Genomic DNA, 18,282 nt, shown 5'->3' with positions numbered 1-18,282 from the left:
TAGCCTAAAAAAGTCTTAAATCGTATCGCTATTTGGGTGTTGTGTTCTACTTTTGCACAAAACAAATCAACATGCTTTCATTTAAAAATATTTTCCGAATTGTAGCACTGCTGGAAGGTGTTTCGTATATCCTTTTACTATTTATCGCCACCCCTATAAAATATATGGCCAACGACCCGCAATACGTAAAAATGCTGGGGATGCCACACGGTATTTTATTTATTGCCTATGTGGCCATGGCGTTTATGCTGAAGAACGACTATAAATGGAACAACCGCACATTTCTGGTCGTTTTGGTGGCTTCCATAATTCCTTTCGGAACCTTTTATGTGGAAAAGAAATTCTTAAAACCTGCCCGTAATGGATAGTTTAAAGCACTGGCTGTACGACTATTTAATGGAACTGGGCACTACGGAAGTCGCAGCAAAATATTTAAATATGCTGCTGTTGTTATTGGCACTGCTCATTTTAATTTTTATAGTCGATTTTATTACCCGAAAGCTGCTTATTGGGGTGTTCTCGCAATTTGCTTCAAAATCAAAGACCAATTTTGATGATCTGTTGGTAGCCAATAAAGCGCCGAGGAATATTGCACACATCGTTCCGCTATTGATTGCTTTGGAATTTGTACCCATTGTATTGGCCGATTTTCAGTTTTATGAAGAGATTGCCGAAAAAGGTTTAAAGGTATTTGGCATTATTTTGATGCTATGGATTGTACGTAGCTTGCTCAATACCGTAAAAGACTATTTAAAAACACTAAAACAGTTTAAGGACAAGCCCATTGCCAGCTACATTCAGGTATTTATGATTTTTGCTTGGGTGATTGGCATTTTTTCTTGTTTGGCGATTATCACCGAAACCGATTTTATAAAATTCATCACCGGATTGGGTGCCGCTTCGGCCGTAATTATTTTGGTGTTTAAGGATACCATTTTGGGTTTTGTGGCTAGTATTCAAGTCTCGATTAACGATATGGTACGCATTGGCGACTGGATTACCTTTGAAAAATATGGTGCCGATGGAGATGTTACCGAAATTACTCTGGCGACGGTAAAAGTCCAAAATTTCGATAAAACCATCACCACTATTCCCACTTATGCGCTGATTTCCGATTCGTTTAAAAACTGGCGCGGTATGACCACATCGGATGGCCGACGTATAAAACGGGCGCTTTACATCAAACAGGATGGAGTAAAATACCTTTCGGAAGAAGACGTTGAAGAGTTAAAAGACATACAGTTGATATCCAGCTATTTGGAAACCCGTCAAGCGGATATCAAATCGTACAACACCGAACGGAACATCAACAAAGACATATTGGTCAACGGTAGAAATCTGACCAACTTGGGCGTGTTTAGAAAATACATCGATTCGTATTTAAAACAGCATTCGGCCATCAACAAAGACATGATGATTATGGCCCGACAATTGGCACCCACCACACAGGGTATTCCTTTGGAAATTTATGCCTTTAGTAGCGACAAACGCTGGGAAAACTACGAATACATCATGTCTGATATTTTCGACCATTTGATAGCTTCACTCCCCTACTTCGGTTTGGAAATTTTTGAACTGCCGAGTAATTCGGTGTTTAAGGCTCATCACGCTTGATAAAAATATACTCTCGCAGAGGCGCTAAGACGCCAAGAAAAATCTAAAATAAAGTGAACAAGGGATAATGGATTTTCGTCAGTTTGAGTGAATTTCACGGTTTGAAATGAGTGAAATTTATATCGAAAACAAGAAAATTTGCAGCAAAAATGTGGTTTTCGGTAGTTCTATTGAGCGCAGCTGAAGTGGCGGATAAAAAAAAACTTCGCGCCTTTGCGCCTCTGCGAGAATCTTCAAAGCAATCAAAGCATCTTCACCATTTCAAAATCATCCATAATGAAGCCATTTCCAATATCAATAACAATTGGGTTAGTAACCTTGAATCCTAACTTTTTATAAGCCTCAATAGATTGGGTATTGTTGTTATTTACGGTCAATCGGATACTGTTTTTACTTTTGGTTTTTGCTTGCTCTTCCACAAAATCAATCGCTGCCTTGCCTATCTTTTTTCCGCGATAATGGCTCAAAACATAAATCTTGCTTAAAAATAAGGCTGTTTCTTCAGGTTTTATGGCGAGATAGCCAACCGCTTCACTGACGTATTTCAGTAGAAAATATTCAAATCCGTTGGCGATTTGGTATTCAATGGCAGCTACCGACTGAAATTTATCCAACATATAATCCACTTGGGCTTTTCCTATGATGGGAATATAATGTTCATTCCAAATCGCGTTGGCCATCGTTTCGATGGTTTGATAGTGTTCATTGGATTTTGCAGGGGTTATTTCAATCATAATTAATTGATTAAGAGATTCCCGTTTTCACGTGAATTTATCAAATCACATAAAAATAAACCATAAAAAAATGGCAAATGGCACCTGCCAAAACAAACAAATGCCAGATAACATGGTTAAACGGAATGCGCTCCACCACGTAAAAAACAATGCCCAAAGTATAGGCCATTCCACCAGCGAATAGTAACAAAATGCCATTACTGTGCATCACTTCCGATAGCTGACTAAAATCGAAAACAATCAGCCAACCCATTACCAAATACAACAGTGTGGAAAAGACTTCAAATTTCCCGGTAAAAAACAACTTCAAAATAATCCCGAAAAAGGCAATGCCCCAAACGGTATAAAACAGCGTCCACCCTTTGCTGTCCAACAACGAAATGAGTAAAACAGGCGTGTATGTGCCGGCAATCAAGAAATAAATACTGATGTGGTCCAGGATTCTAAAAAAATGTTTACGGCTTTCACTTTTTGTGGCATGATAAAAGGTTGAGGCAGTAAAAAGCACAATAATCGAGCTGCCGTAAATAATAGCGCTCAACAGACTATAAGACGTTTTGTGTGTATCGAATAAAATCAACAACACCAACGCCACAATGCCAAACAAAGCACCAATGGCATGCGATACGGCATTGAGTTTTTCTTCTAAGGGCGTTTGTCTGCGCATTTACTACTGTTTTTTGTCATCTGAAAACACCCATTTGTTCGACAGTTCGTAAAAATCGAATTTCAAAGCCGGGGTTTGTTTTTCCAATCGGCCACTCTGGAAGTTCCTTTGCAAAATATCCTCTATCAAATAATCTTCCTTAACATTCATGGGGTCGAACTCACGTTTTAATGAAATATCGAACATGCTTGCGGTGGTGTTGTACCAAAAGGCGCGCCAACCGCTTCGGAGTTCCTTCACCAAATCGAATGCGGTGGTTCCCGTTTGGCGGTGAATCAATTTAACGAGAATCTGTCCTTCGGTACGGGTCATTTTTTTCAGTTCTTCAGAAAACTCCCCTTCAATGTATTTTTGGACTATTCGGGTATATCGTTTTTTATCACGATTGCGTTTCAATTGCGCCATCCGTTGGTTCATCGAGTCCAATCGTTCAGCAGCCAATTTGGCATACGGGTAAACTTTTATGGTTTTTCGGCGTAAAATCAAATACCGGATGCGGTCTTCCCTGCTATCAAATTTCAGCTTGTGCAATAGCATCACTTCATCTAGGTCAATCGCTGTTCTGGGCACCGAATCGCCTTCAATAATCAGGTAGTCCACATCCGTCGAATCGGTTTCAAATTCATTTACCTGAGCTACCAACACCGTGGGAATGAGTAGAAATAAAAATCTTAAATAATTCATCTGTAAAACATTGGAGCATTTAGTATGCCAAAATTAAGAATTTACAGAGTGTAAAACATTTTTTTTCTTTGGATATTACTATTTTAGTGCAAAACTTTAATATATGGCGAAGAAGAGCATACTGAACAAAAAGTCGATGGATTTTTTGGAAAAATATTTAAATAATGCCTCTCCTACCGGATACGAATGGACGGGGCAAAAACTGTGGATGGATTACCTGAAACCCTACGTAGATGATTTTATTACAGATACTTACGGAACCGCTGTGGGCGTGATAAACCCCGAGGCTAACTACAAAGTGGTGATTGAAGGGCATGCCGATGAGATTTCGTGGTATGTGAATTATATCTCGGACAATGGACTCATTTACGTCATTAGAAACGGTGGTAGCGACCACCAAATTGCTCCGAGTAAAGTAGTGAACATCCACACTAAAAACGGTATTGTAAAAGGTGTTTTTGGATGGCCGGCTATTCACACACGCGATAAATCGAAAGAAGAGGCACCAAAACCCGATAATATTTTTATCGATTGCGGTTGTGCCAATAAAGAAGAGGTTGAAAAATTGGGCGTACATGTGGGCTGCGTGATTACTTATCCAGACGAGTTCCATATTTTGAATGACGATAAATTGGTATGCCGTGCCATTGATAACCGAATGGGCGGATTTATGATTGCCGAGGTGGCCCGTTTATTGAAAGAGAACAAAAAAGAGTTGCCGTTTGGGCTTTACATTACCAATGCGGTACAGGAAGAAATTGGTTTGCGTGGTGCCGAAATGATCACCCAAACCATTAAGCCAAACGTGGCCATTGTTACCGATGTTACCCACGATACCACTACCCCAATGATTGAGCAGAAAAAAGAGGGCCTATTGGAAATGGGCAAAGGCCCTGTAGTGGCGTACGCACCTGCCGTTCAGCAAAAATTACGTGATTTGATTACCGATACGGCCGAAAAGAAAAAGATTCCGTTCCAGCGTTCGGCACTGTCGAGGGCTACCGGAACCGATACCGATGCGTTTGCATACAGTAACGGCGGCGTGGCTTCGGCATTAATTTCGTTGCCATTACGCTACATGCACACCACGGTAGAAATGGTACACAAAGATGATGTTGAAAACGTTATTAAACTGATTTACGAAACACTACTTCAAATAAAAGCTGGCGATACGTTTAGCTATTTTGAGTAATATTTTTAAGGAGGTTTAAAAAAAATATTTTTGTCATTTCGAGCGGAGTCGAGAAATCTCATAACATTGAAGCTGAATAATTTATACGTTTCGCGATTCTCAACTTTGCTCAAAATGACATCCTTTTTTTGACAATCTCTCCATTCAACTATGGACGAATACATCGACATTGCAGACAAACAAGGCAACCTTTTGGGGCGTTCCGAATTAAAATCGGTGATTCATCAAAAAGGCTATTACCACCACACGGCTCATATTTGGTTGTACACCGAAGCGGGAGAAATCCTGTTGTCGCAACGTTCTGCCCAAAAATTGATTTGCCCGTTGATGTGGGATGTTTCGGTGGCTGGACATATTGATGCCGGCGAAACCCCAAAGCAAGCCGCTATTCGAGAAACCAAAGAGGAAATAGGTTTGGATATATCTGCATCCGATTTAAAAAATATTGGCGTCTTTGAGTGTTTTCAATCCTATGAAAGTGGCATTCAGGACAATGAATTCCACAATACTTTTATAGCTGAATTAAAGGTGCCTCTTTCAAAATTAATTCCGCAAGTCGGCGAAGTTGATGCTCTTAAATTGGTGACAATTGATGAACTTCAATCTTTGATAGATACCATTTCCGAAGACAACAATCATTTTGTGCCTTCAAACAAAAGTTACTACCAATTGGTGCTAAATCAAATAAAAGAAGCACTTTAAAAGGGTGTATTGAATCTACGCTTTAAATCCTTATATTTACTCATACCAACATGCAAACTATGAGTAAACACTTTAAGGCTACGGTAAATTCGGCTTTTCATTTTGATATATCGGAAAGCGATGTTTCAAATTTAGATGCCCTTGAGACTTCAAAAACGGGCTATCACATCCTCTATCAAAATAAACCTTACGAGGCTAAAATAATTTCTTCCAACTTTAACGGAAAGTCCTATAAAATCAGCGTCAATAACAATAATTATGATGTTCAAATCAGCGACGAATTGGATGTGATGATAAAAGAGATGGGGTTTACGGCTCGCGCTTCAAAACTAGTCGATGTCATTAAAGCACCCATGCCCGGACTTATTTTAGAAATACAGGTTGAAGTGGGCCAAACGGTTAAGGAAAACGACCCGCTATTGATATTGGAAGCCATGAAAATGGAGAACAGTATGGTATCGCCAAGAGATGGTGTTATTAAATCCATCGCCATAAAACCGGGTAATGCCGTTGATAAAAATCAGTTACTCATTGAGTTTGAAGCATAAAATCTATGAAAAAGATACTTGTAGCCAATCGCGGTGAAATCGCTTTACGGGTGATGAAAACCGCACAAAAGATGGGCATAAAAACGGTGGCTGTTTATTCTGTGGCCGATAGAAATGCACCACATGTAAAATTCGCCGATGAGGCCGTTTGCATTGGCGAAGCCCCTTCAAGTGAATCGTATTTACTAGGTGATAAAATTATTCAAGTGGCCAAAAAATTAAATGTTGATGCCATCCACCCAGGCTATGGTTTCTTAAGTGAGAATGCCACTTTCGCGGAACTTTGCGAAGCCAACCATATCGTTTTTATCGGTCCACGTTCCAAGGCCATAAAAATTATGGGAAGCAAATTGGCGGCCAAAGAAGCCGTAAAACAATACGATATCCCTATGGTTCCTGGCATTGATGAAGCCATTGCCGATGTTGAAAAAGCCAAATCCATTGCCAACCAAATAGGCTTCCCAATTTTGATAAAAGCTTCGGCAGGTGGCGGCGGTAAAGGCATGCGTATTGTTGAAAAGGAAAGTGATTTGGAATCGCAAATGAAACGGGCCATCAGCGAAGCTGAATCGGCTTTTGGCGATGGTTCCGTGTTTATTGAAAAATATGTGAGTTCGCCTCGACATATCGAAATTCAAGTATTGGCCGATAGCCATGGCAATTACCTACACTTTTTTGAACGCGAATGCAGCATTCAACGCCGACACCAAAAAGTGGTTGAAGAAGCGCCCTCCTCTATTTTAACGCCTGAATTACGAAATAAAATGGGCGAAGCGGCCATTAAAGTGGCTAAATCCTGTGATTATTTGGGAGCCGGAACGGTGGAATTTTTATTGGACGCCGACCACAATTTCTACTTTTTGGAAATGAATACCCGTTTGCAAGTGGAGCATCCGGTCACCGAACTGATTACAGGTGTAGATTTGGTGGAGCAACAAATTAAAATAGCTCGAGGTGAAGCTCTTCAAATACAACAAAACGATTTAAAAATTAATGGTCACGCGCTAGAATTGCGGGTGTATGCCGAAGATCCAATCAATGATTTTCTACCCAGCGTAGGTAGATTGAGCACTTATAAAACCCCAACGGGTAAAGGTATTCGAGTTGATAATGGGTTTGAAGAAGGTATGGACGTGCCCATTTATTACGACCCCATGCTTTCTAAATTAATAACATACGGTAAAACCCGAGAGGAAGCCATTCAATTGATGGTTGAAGCGATTGATAATTATCAAATCGAAGGTGTTGAAACCACGCTTCCATTCGGGAAATATGTGTGTGAACATGAAGCCTTCCGCAGCGGAAATTTCGATACGCATTTTGTGAAACAGCATTATTCCCCCGAAACAATAAAACAAAGGCAGGAAGCCGAAGCCCAAATCGCTGCATTGATCGCTGTGAAGCAGTACCTGAAAGAACAAAACCTATTACGTTTACCAAATCACTAATTATGCAATCCAAACAAGATAAAATAGACGAACTGAATAAACGTTTGGCTCTAGCCAAATTAGGCGGAGGACAAAAACGCATCGATAAGCAGCACGCCAATAAAAAATTAACGGCTCGTGAGCGCATTACCTATTTGCTCGATGAAAGTTCGTTTGAAGAAATCGGAGCATTGGTTACCCACCGAACCACTGATTTTGATATGCAAGACCAAGTGTATTATGGCGATGGTGTCGTAACGGGTTATGGCACTATCGATGGCAGATTGGTGTATGTTTACGCCCAAGATTTTACCGTTTTTGGTGGTTCACTTTCCGAAACCCATGCCGAGAAAATCTGTAAAATCATGGATTTGGCCGTAAAAGTCGGAGCGCCCATTATTGGTTTAAACGATTCAGGTGGGGCACGTATTCAGGAGGGAGTTCGGTCGCTAGGTGGATATGCTGATATTTTTTATCGGAATGTGCAGGCTTCGGGTGTAATCCCTCAAATTTCGGCAATCATGGGGCCTTGTGCTGGAGGCGCCGTGTACTCCCCTGCCATGACCGATTTTACTTTGATGGTTGAAAATACAAGTTATATGTTCGTTACGGGACCCAATGTGGTGAAAACGGTAACGAATGAAGAGGTTACTAGCGAAGAACTGGGCGGCGCATCAACGCACGCCACAAAATCGGGCGTGGCACATAAAACCTCGGCTAATGATGTAGAATGTTTGAATGACGTGAAAAAATTGCTCAGTTACCTACCTCAAAACAATACCGAAAAACCCAAACCTCAAACCATTGAATTACAGGATGAAATTAGAGAAGTACTCTCGGACATCGTTCCCGAAAACCCAAATAAACCTTATGATATGCATGCCGTGATTTCAGGAGTTATTGACAAAGATTCCTTTTATGAAATCCATAAAGATTACGCCGGAAGCATAATTGTAGGCTTTGCCCGTTTGGGCGGACAAAGTATTGGTATTATCGCCAATCAGCCCATGGCATTTGCAGGTGTTTTAGGCGTTAATAGTTCGCGGAAAGCGGCAAGGTTTACACGGTTTTGTGATTGCTTCAATATTCCGCTTTTGGTATTGGTAGATGTGCCAGGCTTTTTACCGGGCACCGACCAAGAATGGAATGGTATCATCATCCATGGGGCAAAACTTTTGTATGCACTAAGCGAGGCCACTGTACCCCGTGTAACGGTAATCACTCGTAAAGCCTACGGTGGCGCCTACGATGTGATGAATTCCAAACACATTGGCGCTGATTATAACTTTGCTTGGCCAGACGCTGAAATTGCCGTAATGGGTGCCAAAGGTGCGAGTGAAATTATTTTTAGAAAGGAGATCTCTAAATCTGACAATCCAGAGGAAAAACTAGCCGAAAAAGAAGCCGAATACGCCGAAACATTTGCCAATCCGTACCGAGCAGCACAACGTGGTTTTATTGACGAGGTGATTCTTCCTAAAGATACCCGACGAAAATTGATTAAAGCTTTTGCCTCATTGGAAAACAAAAAGGTGGAACACCCCAATAGAAAACATGGTAATATTCCGCTTTAAACAAAAAATTACAGTTGGTATAAAATAGAAAGCTCTGTATTGGTGGTGTTATGGCCACTGTTCGGATATTTCATCTCAAGATTGGAAGTATGCCGTACCGAATACTGAAACCCAACCTGCCAACGGTTTATTTGATAGGACAGGCCAAGCCCAAACACATCGGAAAAGGCATAGCCTTTTGCCAAACGCTCTGTAGCTTTATCTGAAATCATAGGGCCTACACCTCCTATGGCGAAGGTGCTCAAATCTCCAATTAATTTATATCGAACTACAAATCCGAGGTTCAGCACATATTCTTTTACGGTTCTTTTTTGCAGAAATAAGTCCCTTTTTTCTTCCCAATTCTCGTAATCACCCGGTTTAACAAACCACTGGTTTAGCATTTGGTGTTCGGCTACATTGTAGCTCGGTTCAACCTGAAATTCAAACGCCCATTTACGTTTTTCTTTTAAAGTATAGTTTAATATGGCTTTGTAAAAAATCACTTCATGCGAATAATCGCTAAGATTGAAGGGATATCGGTTTTGTGAACCCGTACCTGAAGCAAACCCAATTTTGATGTTTTCTTTTTTTAATTGTGCGGTACTTGAAAACGGCAACATGCCTAAACATATTAATAGAAATAAATACTTAATCGGGATTTTTTTCGGGGCAACGTTCATTAATTCTTTGTAAACGGTTTAGAATAATTTTGCAAATATAGCATTCTAAAAAACAAAAGAAGCACCCATTACAGATGCTTCTTGCTATCAATCTTAATTTTTCTTTTTCAAATATTTTTGAATTCCTTTTTAGAATTGTAAATCGGCTACCAAATCGAACTCATCGTAAATGGCTTTATCTTTTAACCCATCGAAAAAACTAGACGAACCGTAACGGATATCGTACTTGGTTCTGTCAACTTTCACTGAAGCAGTTGCTTTGTTTCCGTAGATGGAAATGGTAAAATTGATAGGGTGCGTAATGTCTTTTATGGTTAAATCGGCCGCTACGTCGTAAGCGTTTTTACCTGAGGCTTTTACGTTTTTGAATACCAAACTAGCTGTTGGGTGATTTGCCACACCAAAAAAGTCATCGGCTTTTAAGTGTCCATCCAATTTTCCTTTGTACTCACCTTCCAAATCGGTAGTGTTGATGGTATTCATGTCGATTACGAACTCCCCGCCCACTAATTTGTCTCCGTCAAAAGACAAAGTTCCGGATTTAACATCGATCGTTCCTTCGTGCGAACCAGTTACTTTGTAACCTTTCCAAACCACTTTACTTTCTGAAATTTTCACTTCCTTTTTTTCAACATCAATTCCTGTAAAAGAAAATGCTGTAAACGCCGCTACGGCCACTAATACTAATGTTTTTAATGTATTTTTCATTCTGAAATATTTTTTAATAATTAATTACAATGCAAATTTCAGAAAGAAAACGAACATGTAAAATGAAGTAGTTTAACAAATGATGTTAATCTAGATTAACATTTCATTTATAGTGAAGGTTGTTTGGCCGAAACGCAACTCGGAGGATTTAGTAGGCCAACAAATCCAATAAAGCCGATTCAAATTTACCTTTTGAAAAATATTGTTCTTCCAATTTATTGGCAAAAGGAATGGGCGTATCTAAACTGGCCACTCGTTTTACGGGGGCGTCCAAATATTCAAAACAATGTTCCATAATCAATGCCGAAATATCACTGGCAATGCCACCAAAAAGAGAGTCTTCTTGTAAAATGATGCATTTGCCTGTTTTTTTTACGGAATTGAAAATGGTTTCGGTATCCAATGGTTGAAGCGTTCTTAAATCAATAAGCTCGGCAAAGATTTCAGAATGTTTCTCCAAAGTTTCCAAAGCCCAATGTACGGCAGCACCGTAAGCTATAACAGTAATATCTCGTCCTTCTTTTAATATTGACGCCTTCCCAAAAGGTAACGTGTAATAATCAGTGGGCACGTTTTTCCGAATGCTTCGGTACAAGCCTTTATGCTCAAAAAACAGTACAGGGTTGGGGTCATTAATCGCCGTAGCCAAAAGTCCTTTGGCATCATATGGAAAAGCTGGATAAACCACTTTGAGCCCCGGTGTTTTTGTGAACCAAGCTTCGTTGGTTTGCGAATGGAATGGCCCAGCACCTACCCCGCCACCGCAAGGCATCCTAATCACCACATCGGCATGTTGCCCCCAACGGTAATGACTTTTCGCTAAATAATTAACGATAGGATTGAATCCCGAACTCACAAAATCGGCGAATTGCATTTCAACAACACTTTTCATTCCTGCAATCGAAAGCCCCATGGCCGTTTCAACAATGCCCGATTCACAAATGGGCGTATTCCTTACCCGATCGCGGCCAAATTGCTCCACAAAACCTTCGGTTATTTTAAAAACGCCGCCATATTCAGCAATGTCTTGCCCCATAATTATCAAGTCTTCATGACGTTGCATGCTTTGCTTCAACCCTTCGGAAATAGCATCGATAAACCGGATTTCTTTTAAGCTTGAATTTTTTTTAATCTGCTTATATTCAGATTTTTGAAAAACATCATTTAACTCATAAGTTTCATTTGAATCAATTTCGTTTTCAGCAAACGAAACTTCTAAATGCTCATTGATTTCCTCTGTAATTGATACTTTTATGGCATCGATTTCTTCTTCCGATAAAAATTCATTTTCCTTTAGAAAAACTTCATAATTTGATATCGGGTCTTTTTCGACCCAGGTATCCAAAAGTGCCTGCGGAACATACTTCGTGCCACTGGCCTCTTCGTGTCCGCGCATTCTAAAAGTTTTGAACTCCAACAAAACGGGACGTGGATTTTCCCGAATGCTATCGGCAATTGCTTTAATTGTTGTGTAAACTTCAACAATATTGTTTCCGTCAATAATATGCGATTCCATACCGTAGCCAACACCTCGATCGGCCAAATTTTCGCACCGGTATTGTTCGTTTGTTGGGGTCGACAGTCCGTAACCATTATTTTCAATACAGAATAAAACAGGCAATTGCCAAACCGATGCGATGTTAAGCGCTTCGTGGAAATCGCCTTCACTAGTGCCACCTTCGCCTGTAAAAACGGTTGTTACCTGTTTTTTGTTTTTTAGCTTTGAAGCCAGTGCAATACCATCGGCCACTCCCAATTGTGGCCCTAAATGGGAAATCATCCCAATAATTTTGTATTGCTGTGTGCCAAAATGAAACGATCGGTCTCGTCCTTTTGTAAAACCCGAAGCCTTACCCTGCCATTGCGCAAATAAACGATACAACGGTACATTCCTACTAGTAAAAACACCAAGATTTCGGTGCATGGGCAGTATGTACTCATCGTTTTTCATCGCCATGGTAACACCAACGGAAATGGCTTCTTGGCCAATGCCCGAAAACCATTTGCTGATTTTGCCCTGACGTAATAAAAGCAACATTTTCTCCTCAACCATTCTGGGTTTCAGAAGGTTTTTATAGAGGTTGACCAATGTAGACCTTTCAAGGTTTTCGATGGTGTATTTCATGAGTTTTTAAAAATATTCAGCAAATCAAATATACCATAAAAAGTGAATAATAGAGTTGAATGAACCGGCTTTAACTAGGGTCGAAATCTTGTAATGTTTTTGTACATTTGTTATAATCACTAAAAAATTCAAATCTACATGAATACAATACCGAGTGTCAATTTAAAAGACTTTATTTCTGGCGACTCTACAAAAAAGCAAAACTTTGTTGATGCCATTGGCGAAGCTTATGAAAATATTGGTTTTGTGGCATTAAAAGGTCATTTTTTGGACGATGCCTTGGTGGATAACCTGTACGCCGAAGTAAAGAATTTTTTCAACCTTCCTTTAGAAACCAAACAGAAATATGAAATTCCTGGTATTGGTGGGCAACGTGGCTATGTGTCCTTTGGAAAAGAAAGCGCCAAAGGAAAAAAGGAAGGCGATTTAAAGGAGTTTTGGCATTTTGGACAATACGTTGAAGACAACGACAAATTAAAAGCTGAATACCCTGAAAATGTAATTGTCGAAGAGCTGCCTAAATTTAATGAAGTGGGCAAAGAAGCTTACAAAACGCTCGAAAAAACAGCTAAATATGTATTGCGTGCTTTAGCACTACACATTGGGTTAGAGGAAACTTATTTTGATAACTACATCCACAATGGCAATTCTATTTTAAGACCCATTCACTACCCGCCCATTACCCAAGAACCTAAAGAAGCGGTGCGTGCAGCCGCCCATGGCGACATTAATTTAATAACTCTTTTAATGGGCGCACAAGGTCGCGGATTGCAGGTGCAAAACCACAAAGGCGAATGGATTGACGCCATCGCCGAACCAGACGAATTGATGATAAATGTTGGCGATATGCTATCGCGACATACCAATAATAAATTGAAATCGACCATTCACCGTGTAATCAATCCGCCAAAAGAACTTTGGGGCACCTCGCGTTATTCTATCCCGTTTTTTATGCACCCCATAAGCGAAATGAAACTTGATGTTTTGGAGGAATGTGTTGATGACCAAAATCCCAAACAGTTTGCAGATATTACAGCAGGTGAATTTTTAACCGAACGATTAATAGAACTCGGACTCATAAAAACAAAATAGCTTATATTTAAAGAGCTACACATAAAAAATACATGGACTTAAAAGACCAACTAAAAAACCTTTTTCCTGAACACGTTGAAGAAGAAACAGTTTCAGAAGACAGTAACGAGCCTAATATTTGGATACAGGATGACCCCATGATTTGCAAGTACGAAAAACGTAAGGGCAAGCCCATTACCATTATTGAAGGCTATACGGGCGCTCAGGAAGATTTTAAAATTTTGGCGAAAGATATTAAAACCCAATTGGGCGTTGGCGGGAGTTTTAAAAACGAGAAAATTATTATTCAAGGGGATTATCGCGATAAAATCATGGAAATCCTCAAAGAAAAAGGCTTTAAGATAAAACGAGTTGGCGGATAGGCAAATGGACAAAAGAACACTTCATATCACCAACGGTAGTGTTTTAACCGAGTTTTTAAAAGAAATAAAGGTTGAAGGCGAAATACTTACATGGCAAGAAATGTTATGTGAGGGGCCTACTATTGAGTATATCGATTCTGAGGATTTTTTGGAAATCCGGAAAACCTTCTTCAATGATTTTTATGATATTGAAATCGATGAAAAAGCCGTTAAAAAAGAACTCAAAAAACTGAATGAATCCGAAAAATATTCAGAAATAGTGCTTTGGTTTGAGTACGATTTGTTTTGCCATATAAACATGGTGGCTGTGATTAGCCTCATTCAACAGAAAAAAATCAGTATTCCACTCTACTTGGTTTGTAGTGGGCGCGTTGAAGATAGCAAAGGCTTAAAAGGACTTGCTGAACTTTCCCCAAAACAGCTTTTGGAACACTATAAATCGAAAGTGTTTTTAAACAAAGAAGATATTGAAATGGCTATGACCATTTGGGGCATTTACTGCGGTATTGACCATAATTTATTAAAGCCCTTTATTGTAAAATCTTCCTCTTTCGATTATTTGAGCAGTTGTTTAAAGGCGCATTTGAAACGTTTTCCAAACTCTGTTGATGGATTGAACACCTTAGAGCGAAATATTCTTGAAATTATTGAAAAATACAGCATTACCTCAAAACACCATTTATTGGGTTACGCTTTGAATTACCAAGGCTTTTATGGTTATGGCGACCTTCAACTGAAACGGATTATTGATGAATTGGAAGTGTTCTACACCGTTAACGATGGAATCATCGAATTAAGCCGAAAAGGTCACGAGGCTTTGATGGGGCATCATAATTTTTCCACTGAAATTGACCATCAAATGGTTTTTGGTGGCGTTAGGAAAATCGACTTCCTATTCAGTAAACAGAAAAACAAACTCATAAAATCCGTTTTTAATGCCCATTAAGGAATCCGAACTTATTTTAAATCCAGATGGGAGTATTTATCATTTGAATTTAAAACCTGAGCACATTGCCAATACCGTAATTTTTGTGGGCGACCCAGACCGAGTAGAGCGCGTTACCTCCCATTTCGACACCATTGAATTTGAAACCCAAAAACGCGAATTCAAAACCCAAACAGGTGTTTTTAACGGCAAGCGCATTAGTGTGATTTCAACGGGAATTGGCCCCGATAATATCGATATTGTTTTAAACGAACTCGATGCTTTAGTAAACATCGATTTTAACACCCGACAAATTAAAAAAGAATTAAACAGCTTAAACATTGTGCGCATTGGCACCTCTGGGTCACTTCAAAAAGACATTTCTGTTGATTCTTTTTTGGCTAGTCGTTACGCTTTAGATCTTAACGGCATGCTTCAATCGTATCAAATTGATGCTATTTCCCATCCTGATATTGAACAGGCCTTTATTGAACAAACCCAATGGAGTGTCAATAAGGCCAGACCTTTGGTGATTTCCGGAAGTGAAAAACTGTTTCAGGTATTTGCAGACTCTAATTTGAGTTCCGGACTTACCGCAACGGCAGGTGGATTTTATGGGCCGCAAGGAAGAACGCTTCGTCTAAAACTTCAAGACGCCGACTTAAATTCAAAAATGGACGCTTTTCAGCATAAAAACATAAAAATTACTAATTTAGAAATGGAAACCTCGGCAATTTATGGTTTGTCCAAATTATTGGACCACGAGGCCATTTCATTAAATGCTATTATTGCCAATCGTGCCGTGGGTACATTTAGTAAAAACCCATTGAAGGTAGTAGACAATTTAATTGCGTTTGCCCTTGATAAAATAGCGGAAAAATTATAAATTAAAAGAACAATTTGTTAATTACAAAAATTTATAGGAGTGAAAGAGATTAATATCGGTGGTGTGCCAGAGCACTTTAATTTGGCCTGGCATTTATCCTTGAAAGATGGTGAGTACAAAGAGAAAGGCATCAATCTTAGGTGGCAGGATTATCCCGGGGGTACTGGCGCCATGTGCAAGGCCTTAAGAGATGGTGAGATTGATATGGCTGTTATTTTAACCGAAGGCATCATAAAGGATATCATTGCGGGCAACCCCAGCAAAATTGTTCAAACTTTTGTCGATACTCCATTGGTTTGGGGCATTCATGTGGCAGCGCATTCTGCATTCAATAACATAAACGAATTAAAGGGCACCAAAGCTGCTATTAGCCGATATGGTTCAGGTTCGCACCTTATGGCTTATATCAATGCAGAGTATCATGATTGGGATTTAGAAAACGATTTAAACTTTGAGGTCATAAAAAACCTTGATGGTGCCGTAAAAGGCCTTACCGATGGCGATGCCGATTATTTTCTTTGGGAAAAATTCATGACCAAACCCATTGTAGACAAAGGGGTTTTTAAACGCATAGGCGAATGCCCAACACCTTGGCCTTGCTTTGTAGTTGCCGCTCGCGAAGACTTTTTAGATTCCCATACCGAAGAATTAAAAACCATTTTAGACATAATAAACAACACTACTGCCGATTTTAAACACATCCCCAGCATTGATAAAACCATAGCGAACCGCTACGGACAAAAATTGGAAGACGTGCAGGAATGGCTCAGTATCACCGAATGGTCTCAAGAACCTATTGATGAACAAACAGTAAATACCGTGCAAGACCACTTGTTTTCGCTCAATATTATTCCAGAAAAAGTGGCTTACAATCAATTGGTTAAAAAACTGTAAACCCATTTATTTCCATTACTCGCTTTGTAAACTATTGTTAAAAATTAACAGCGTAATGGAGCAATACGTATTTTTACAAAAATTGAAAAACAGACGAATGAACAAAATAGTTTTTATGGCCTGCGCCATGGCTTTAATAGGCTGTAAAGAACAGGCAAAACAGGAATATGCCATTATATCGGGAAACATCACCAATAAATTACCCAACGACCTCACCATTAACAGTTACGACCAAAGTTTTTCCGAAGCTTTAGATATTTCCGCCGATGGTAGCTTTACGGACACCCTAAACACAAACGGAGCCAGTTATATCCTTTACGATGGAAAAAATCCGGTATTTTTACACGTTGAACCGGGCTACCAATTGAACATTGATTATAATGCCGCTGACTTTGAAAATTCCTTGAAAATTTCAGGGACCGGTTCTGAAGCTAGCAATTACCTAACGGAGAAAAGAAAACAGGAACAACAGTTTTTTGGTAATGCCCAATCCACTTATACTTTAAATGAGACTGATTACAAAGCTAAACTGCTCACCATGAAAAAGGAACAAGAATCCTTTTTGAAAGATTACAAAAACATTCCCGAAAATTTTGCTGAAAAGGAAAAAAGAAACATCCACTACACTTATTTGAGATTGCTGAGTGTTTATGAAGCTGCCCACAGCCAATTCACCGGAAATCCAAGCTTTAAAGTTTCAGACAACTTTTTGAATGAATTGGACAATTTAGACTATAATAACGGAGAGGATTTTGAGTTTTCCATGCACTATAAATTTTTGGTATCAAATCACTACAAACTCAAGGCGGACAGTATCTCCAAAGCCGATGGTTCGGCTAGTGACCTGACTTATTTAAAAACGGTTGCTAAAGCTGAAAATGAAACTATAAAAAACGGATTGTTGTTTGATTTTGCAAACATGGGGTTGTCGCGTTCTACTAACCCCGATGAAGTTTATAAACTCTTTACCGAACATTCTACAGATAAAAAGAACAATGAAATAATTGAAGAAAAGTATAAAAAACTTACGGCACTTGATGTGGGCAAACCTTCCCCTAAATTTAATAACTATAAAAATTATGAAGGAGGAACAACATCGCTGGACGACCTAAAAGGAAAGTACGTTTATATTGATGTTTGGGCTACTTGGTGTGGGCCGTGCATCATGCAAATTCCAGCGCTAAAAGAAGTCGAAGAGAAATACCATGATAAAAACATTGAATTTGTCAGTATTTCAATTGATAAAGCATCAGATTTTGACAAATGGAAAATAATGGTGGAAGAAAAAGATTTAAAAGGCGTACAGCTTTTTGCTGATAAAGATTGGACTTCTTCATTCGTAAAAGATTATGGCATTCAGGGCATACCGCGATTTATTTTAATCGACCCACAAGGCAATATTGTAGATACGAATGCTCCGCGCCCTTCTGATCCTGCGTTAATTGAACTATTTAGCCAATTAGAATTGTAGGGTCTGGTCACAATA

At 39.4% G+C, this 18,282-nt stretch carries 19 protein-coding genes; 13 read left to right on the top strand and 6 right to left on the bottom strand.

The genetic code is table 11. The features are described from left to right. The first annotated feature begins 71 nt into the window (after nt 1–71). Nucleotides 72–368, top strand: coding sequence for a DUF3817 domain-containing protein (locus ABI125_09780; protein XCF05013.1), 297 nt, complete (start codon nt 72–74; stop codon nt 366–368). After that, nucleotides 361–1,614 carry a mechanosensitive ion channel domain-containing protein gene (locus ABI125_09775; GenBank protein XCF05012.1) on the top strand — a complete coding sequence of 418 codons (1,254 nt, stop codon included), beginning with the start codon at nt 361–363 and terminating at the stop codon, nt 1,612–1,614. The genes ABI125_09780 and ABI125_09775 overlap by 8 nt, the downstream gene beginning before the upstream one ends. A 242-nt stretch (nt 1,615–1,856) precedes the next feature. On the opposite strand, the gene ABI125_09770 is transcribed toward ABI125_09775, so the two are convergent. Genes ABI125_09770 through ABI125_09760 form a run of 3 tightly spaced genes read right to left on the bottom strand, consistent with a single transcriptional unit; the run spans nt 1,857 to nt 3,699 of the window. After that, a complete protein-coding gene (locus ABI125_09770; protein XCF05011.1) occupies nt 1,857–2,348 on the bottom strand; it encodes a GNAT family N-acetyltransferase in 492 nt (163 codons plus the stop codon). Nucleotides 2,349–2,388: 40 nt separating this feature from the next. Then, nucleotides 2,389–3,015 carry a hemolysin III family protein gene (locus tag ABI125_09765; protein XCF05010.1) on the bottom strand — a complete coding sequence of 209 codons (627 nt, stop codon included), beginning with the start codon at nt 3,013–3,015 and terminating at the stop codon, nt 2,389–2,391. Between the two features lie 3 nt (nt 3,016–3,018). Beyond that, nucleotides 3,019–3,699, bottom strand: coding sequence for a DUF4294 domain-containing protein (locus ABI125_09760; protein ID XCF05009.1), 681 nt, complete (start codon nt 3,697–3,699; stop codon nt 3,019–3,021). A 103-nt stretch (nt 3,700–3,802) separates the two neighbouring features. Between ABI125_09760 and ABI125_09755 the strand changes: the two genes are divergently transcribed. From ABI125_09755 to ABI125_09735, 5 genes are all read left to right on the top strand, one after another. Then, nucleotides 3,803–4,891 (top strand): M42 family metallopeptidase, encoded by a 1,089-nt coding sequence (locus ABI125_09755; protein ID XCF05008.1) that lies wholly within the window; start codon nt 3,803–3,805, stop codon nt 4,889–4,891. 150 nt (nt 4,892–5,041) lie between these two features. Then, nucleotides 5,042–5,593: an NUDIX domain-containing protein gene (locus tag ABI125_09750; protein ID XCF05007.1), complete on the top strand. Its 552-nt coding sequence runs from the start codon at nt 5,042–5,044 to the stop codon at nt 5,591–5,593. A gap of 59 nt (nt 5,594–5,652) precedes the next feature. Next, complete coding sequence (locus ABI125_09745; protein XCF05006.1) at nt 5,653–6,141, top strand: biotin/lipoyl-containing protein; 489 nt, start codon at nt 5,653–5,655, stop codon at nt 6,139–6,141. Between the two features lie 5 nt (nt 6,142–6,146). Continuing rightward, on the top strand, nt 6,147–7,589 hold the full coding sequence (gene accC, locus ABI125_09740) for an acetyl-CoA carboxylase biotin carboxylase subunit (protein ID XCF05005.1): 1,443 nt from the start codon (nt 6,147–6,149) through the stop codon (nt 7,587–7,589). 2 nt (nt 7,590–7,591) lie between these two features. Further along, nucleotides 7,592–9,142: an acyl-CoA carboxylase subunit beta gene (locus ABI125_09735; protein ID XCF05004.1), complete on the top strand. Its 1,551-nt coding sequence runs from the start codon at nt 7,592–7,594 to the stop codon at nt 9,140–9,142. Nucleotides 9,143–9,150: 8 nt separating this feature from the next. On the opposite strand, the gene ABI125_09730 is transcribed toward ABI125_09735, so the two are convergent. The 3 genes from ABI125_09730 to ABI125_09720 form a co-directional block, all read right to left on the bottom strand. Next, on the bottom strand, nt 9,151–9,744 hold the full coding sequence (locus ABI125_09730) for an acyloxyacyl hydrolase (protein XCF05003.1): 594 nt from the start codon (nt 9,742–9,744) through the stop codon (nt 9,151–9,153). Nucleotides 9,745–9,933: 189 nt separating this feature from the next. Next, the gene (locus tag ABI125_09725; protein ID XCF05002.1) at nt 9,934–10,512 is read right to left on the bottom strand and encodes a YceI family protein; all 579 of its coding nucleotides are present in this window, start codon (nt 10,510–10,512) and stop codon (nt 9,934–9,936) included. 148 nt (nt 10,513–10,660) lie between these two features. Then, the gene (locus tag ABI125_09720; protein XCF05001.1) at nt 10,661–12,637 is read right to left on the bottom strand and encodes a dehydrogenase E1 component subunit alpha/beta; all 1,977 of its coding nucleotides are present in this window, start codon (nt 12,635–12,637) and stop codon (nt 10,661–10,663) included. A gap of 138 nt (nt 12,638–12,775) precedes the next feature. Here ABI125_09720 and ABI125_09715 point away from each other — a divergent pair, with 138 nt between their 5' ends. From ABI125_09715 to ABI125_09690, 6 genes are all read left to right on the top strand, one after another. Next, nucleotides 12,776–13,729 carry a 2-oxoglutarate and iron-dependent oxygenase domain-containing protein gene (locus ABI125_09715; GenBank protein ID XCF05000.1) on the top strand — a complete coding sequence of 318 codons (954 nt, stop codon included), beginning with the start codon at nt 12,776–12,778 and terminating at the stop codon, nt 13,727–13,729. A gap of 32 nt (nt 13,730–13,761) precedes the next feature. Next, nucleotides 13,762–14,091: a translation initiation factor gene (locus ABI125_09710; protein XCF04999.1), complete on the top strand. Its 330-nt coding sequence runs from the start codon at nt 13,762–13,764 to the stop codon at nt 14,089–14,091. A 4-nt stretch (nt 14,092–14,095) separates the two neighbouring features. Beyond that, the gene (locus tag ABI125_09705) at nt 14,096–15,037 is read left to right on the top strand and encodes a DUF1835 domain-containing protein (GenBank protein ID XCF04998.1); all 942 of its coding nucleotides are present in this window, start codon (nt 14,096–14,098) and stop codon (nt 15,035–15,037) included. Beyond that, nucleotides 15,027–15,902, top strand: coding sequence for a nucleoside phosphorylase (locus tag ABI125_09700; protein ID XCF04997.1), 876 nt, complete (start codon nt 15,027–15,029; stop codon nt 15,900–15,902). The genes ABI125_09705 and ABI125_09700 overlap by 11 nt, the downstream gene beginning before the upstream one ends. A gap of 39 nt (nt 15,903–15,941) precedes the next feature. Continuing rightward, entirely contained in the window at nt 15,942–16,796 is an 855-nt protein-coding gene (locus ABI125_09695; protein XCF04996.1) for a substrate-binding domain-containing protein, read from the top strand. 97 nt (nt 16,797–16,893) lie between these two features. Continuing rightward, complete coding sequence (locus ABI125_09690; protein ID XCF04995.1) at nt 16,894–18,267, top strand: TlpA disulfide reductase family protein; 1,374 nt, start codon at nt 16,894–16,896, stop codon at nt 18,265–18,267. Nucleotides 18,268–18,282 lie beyond the last annotated feature (15 nt).

It is taken from the genome of Tamlana crocina (assembly GCA_040429635.1).
Lineage (GTDB): Bacteria > Bacteroidota > Bacteroidia > Flavobacteriales > Flavobacteriaceae > Flavisericum > Flavisericum crocinum.
This window is presented reverse-complemented; position numbering and strand designations above follow the sequence as displayed.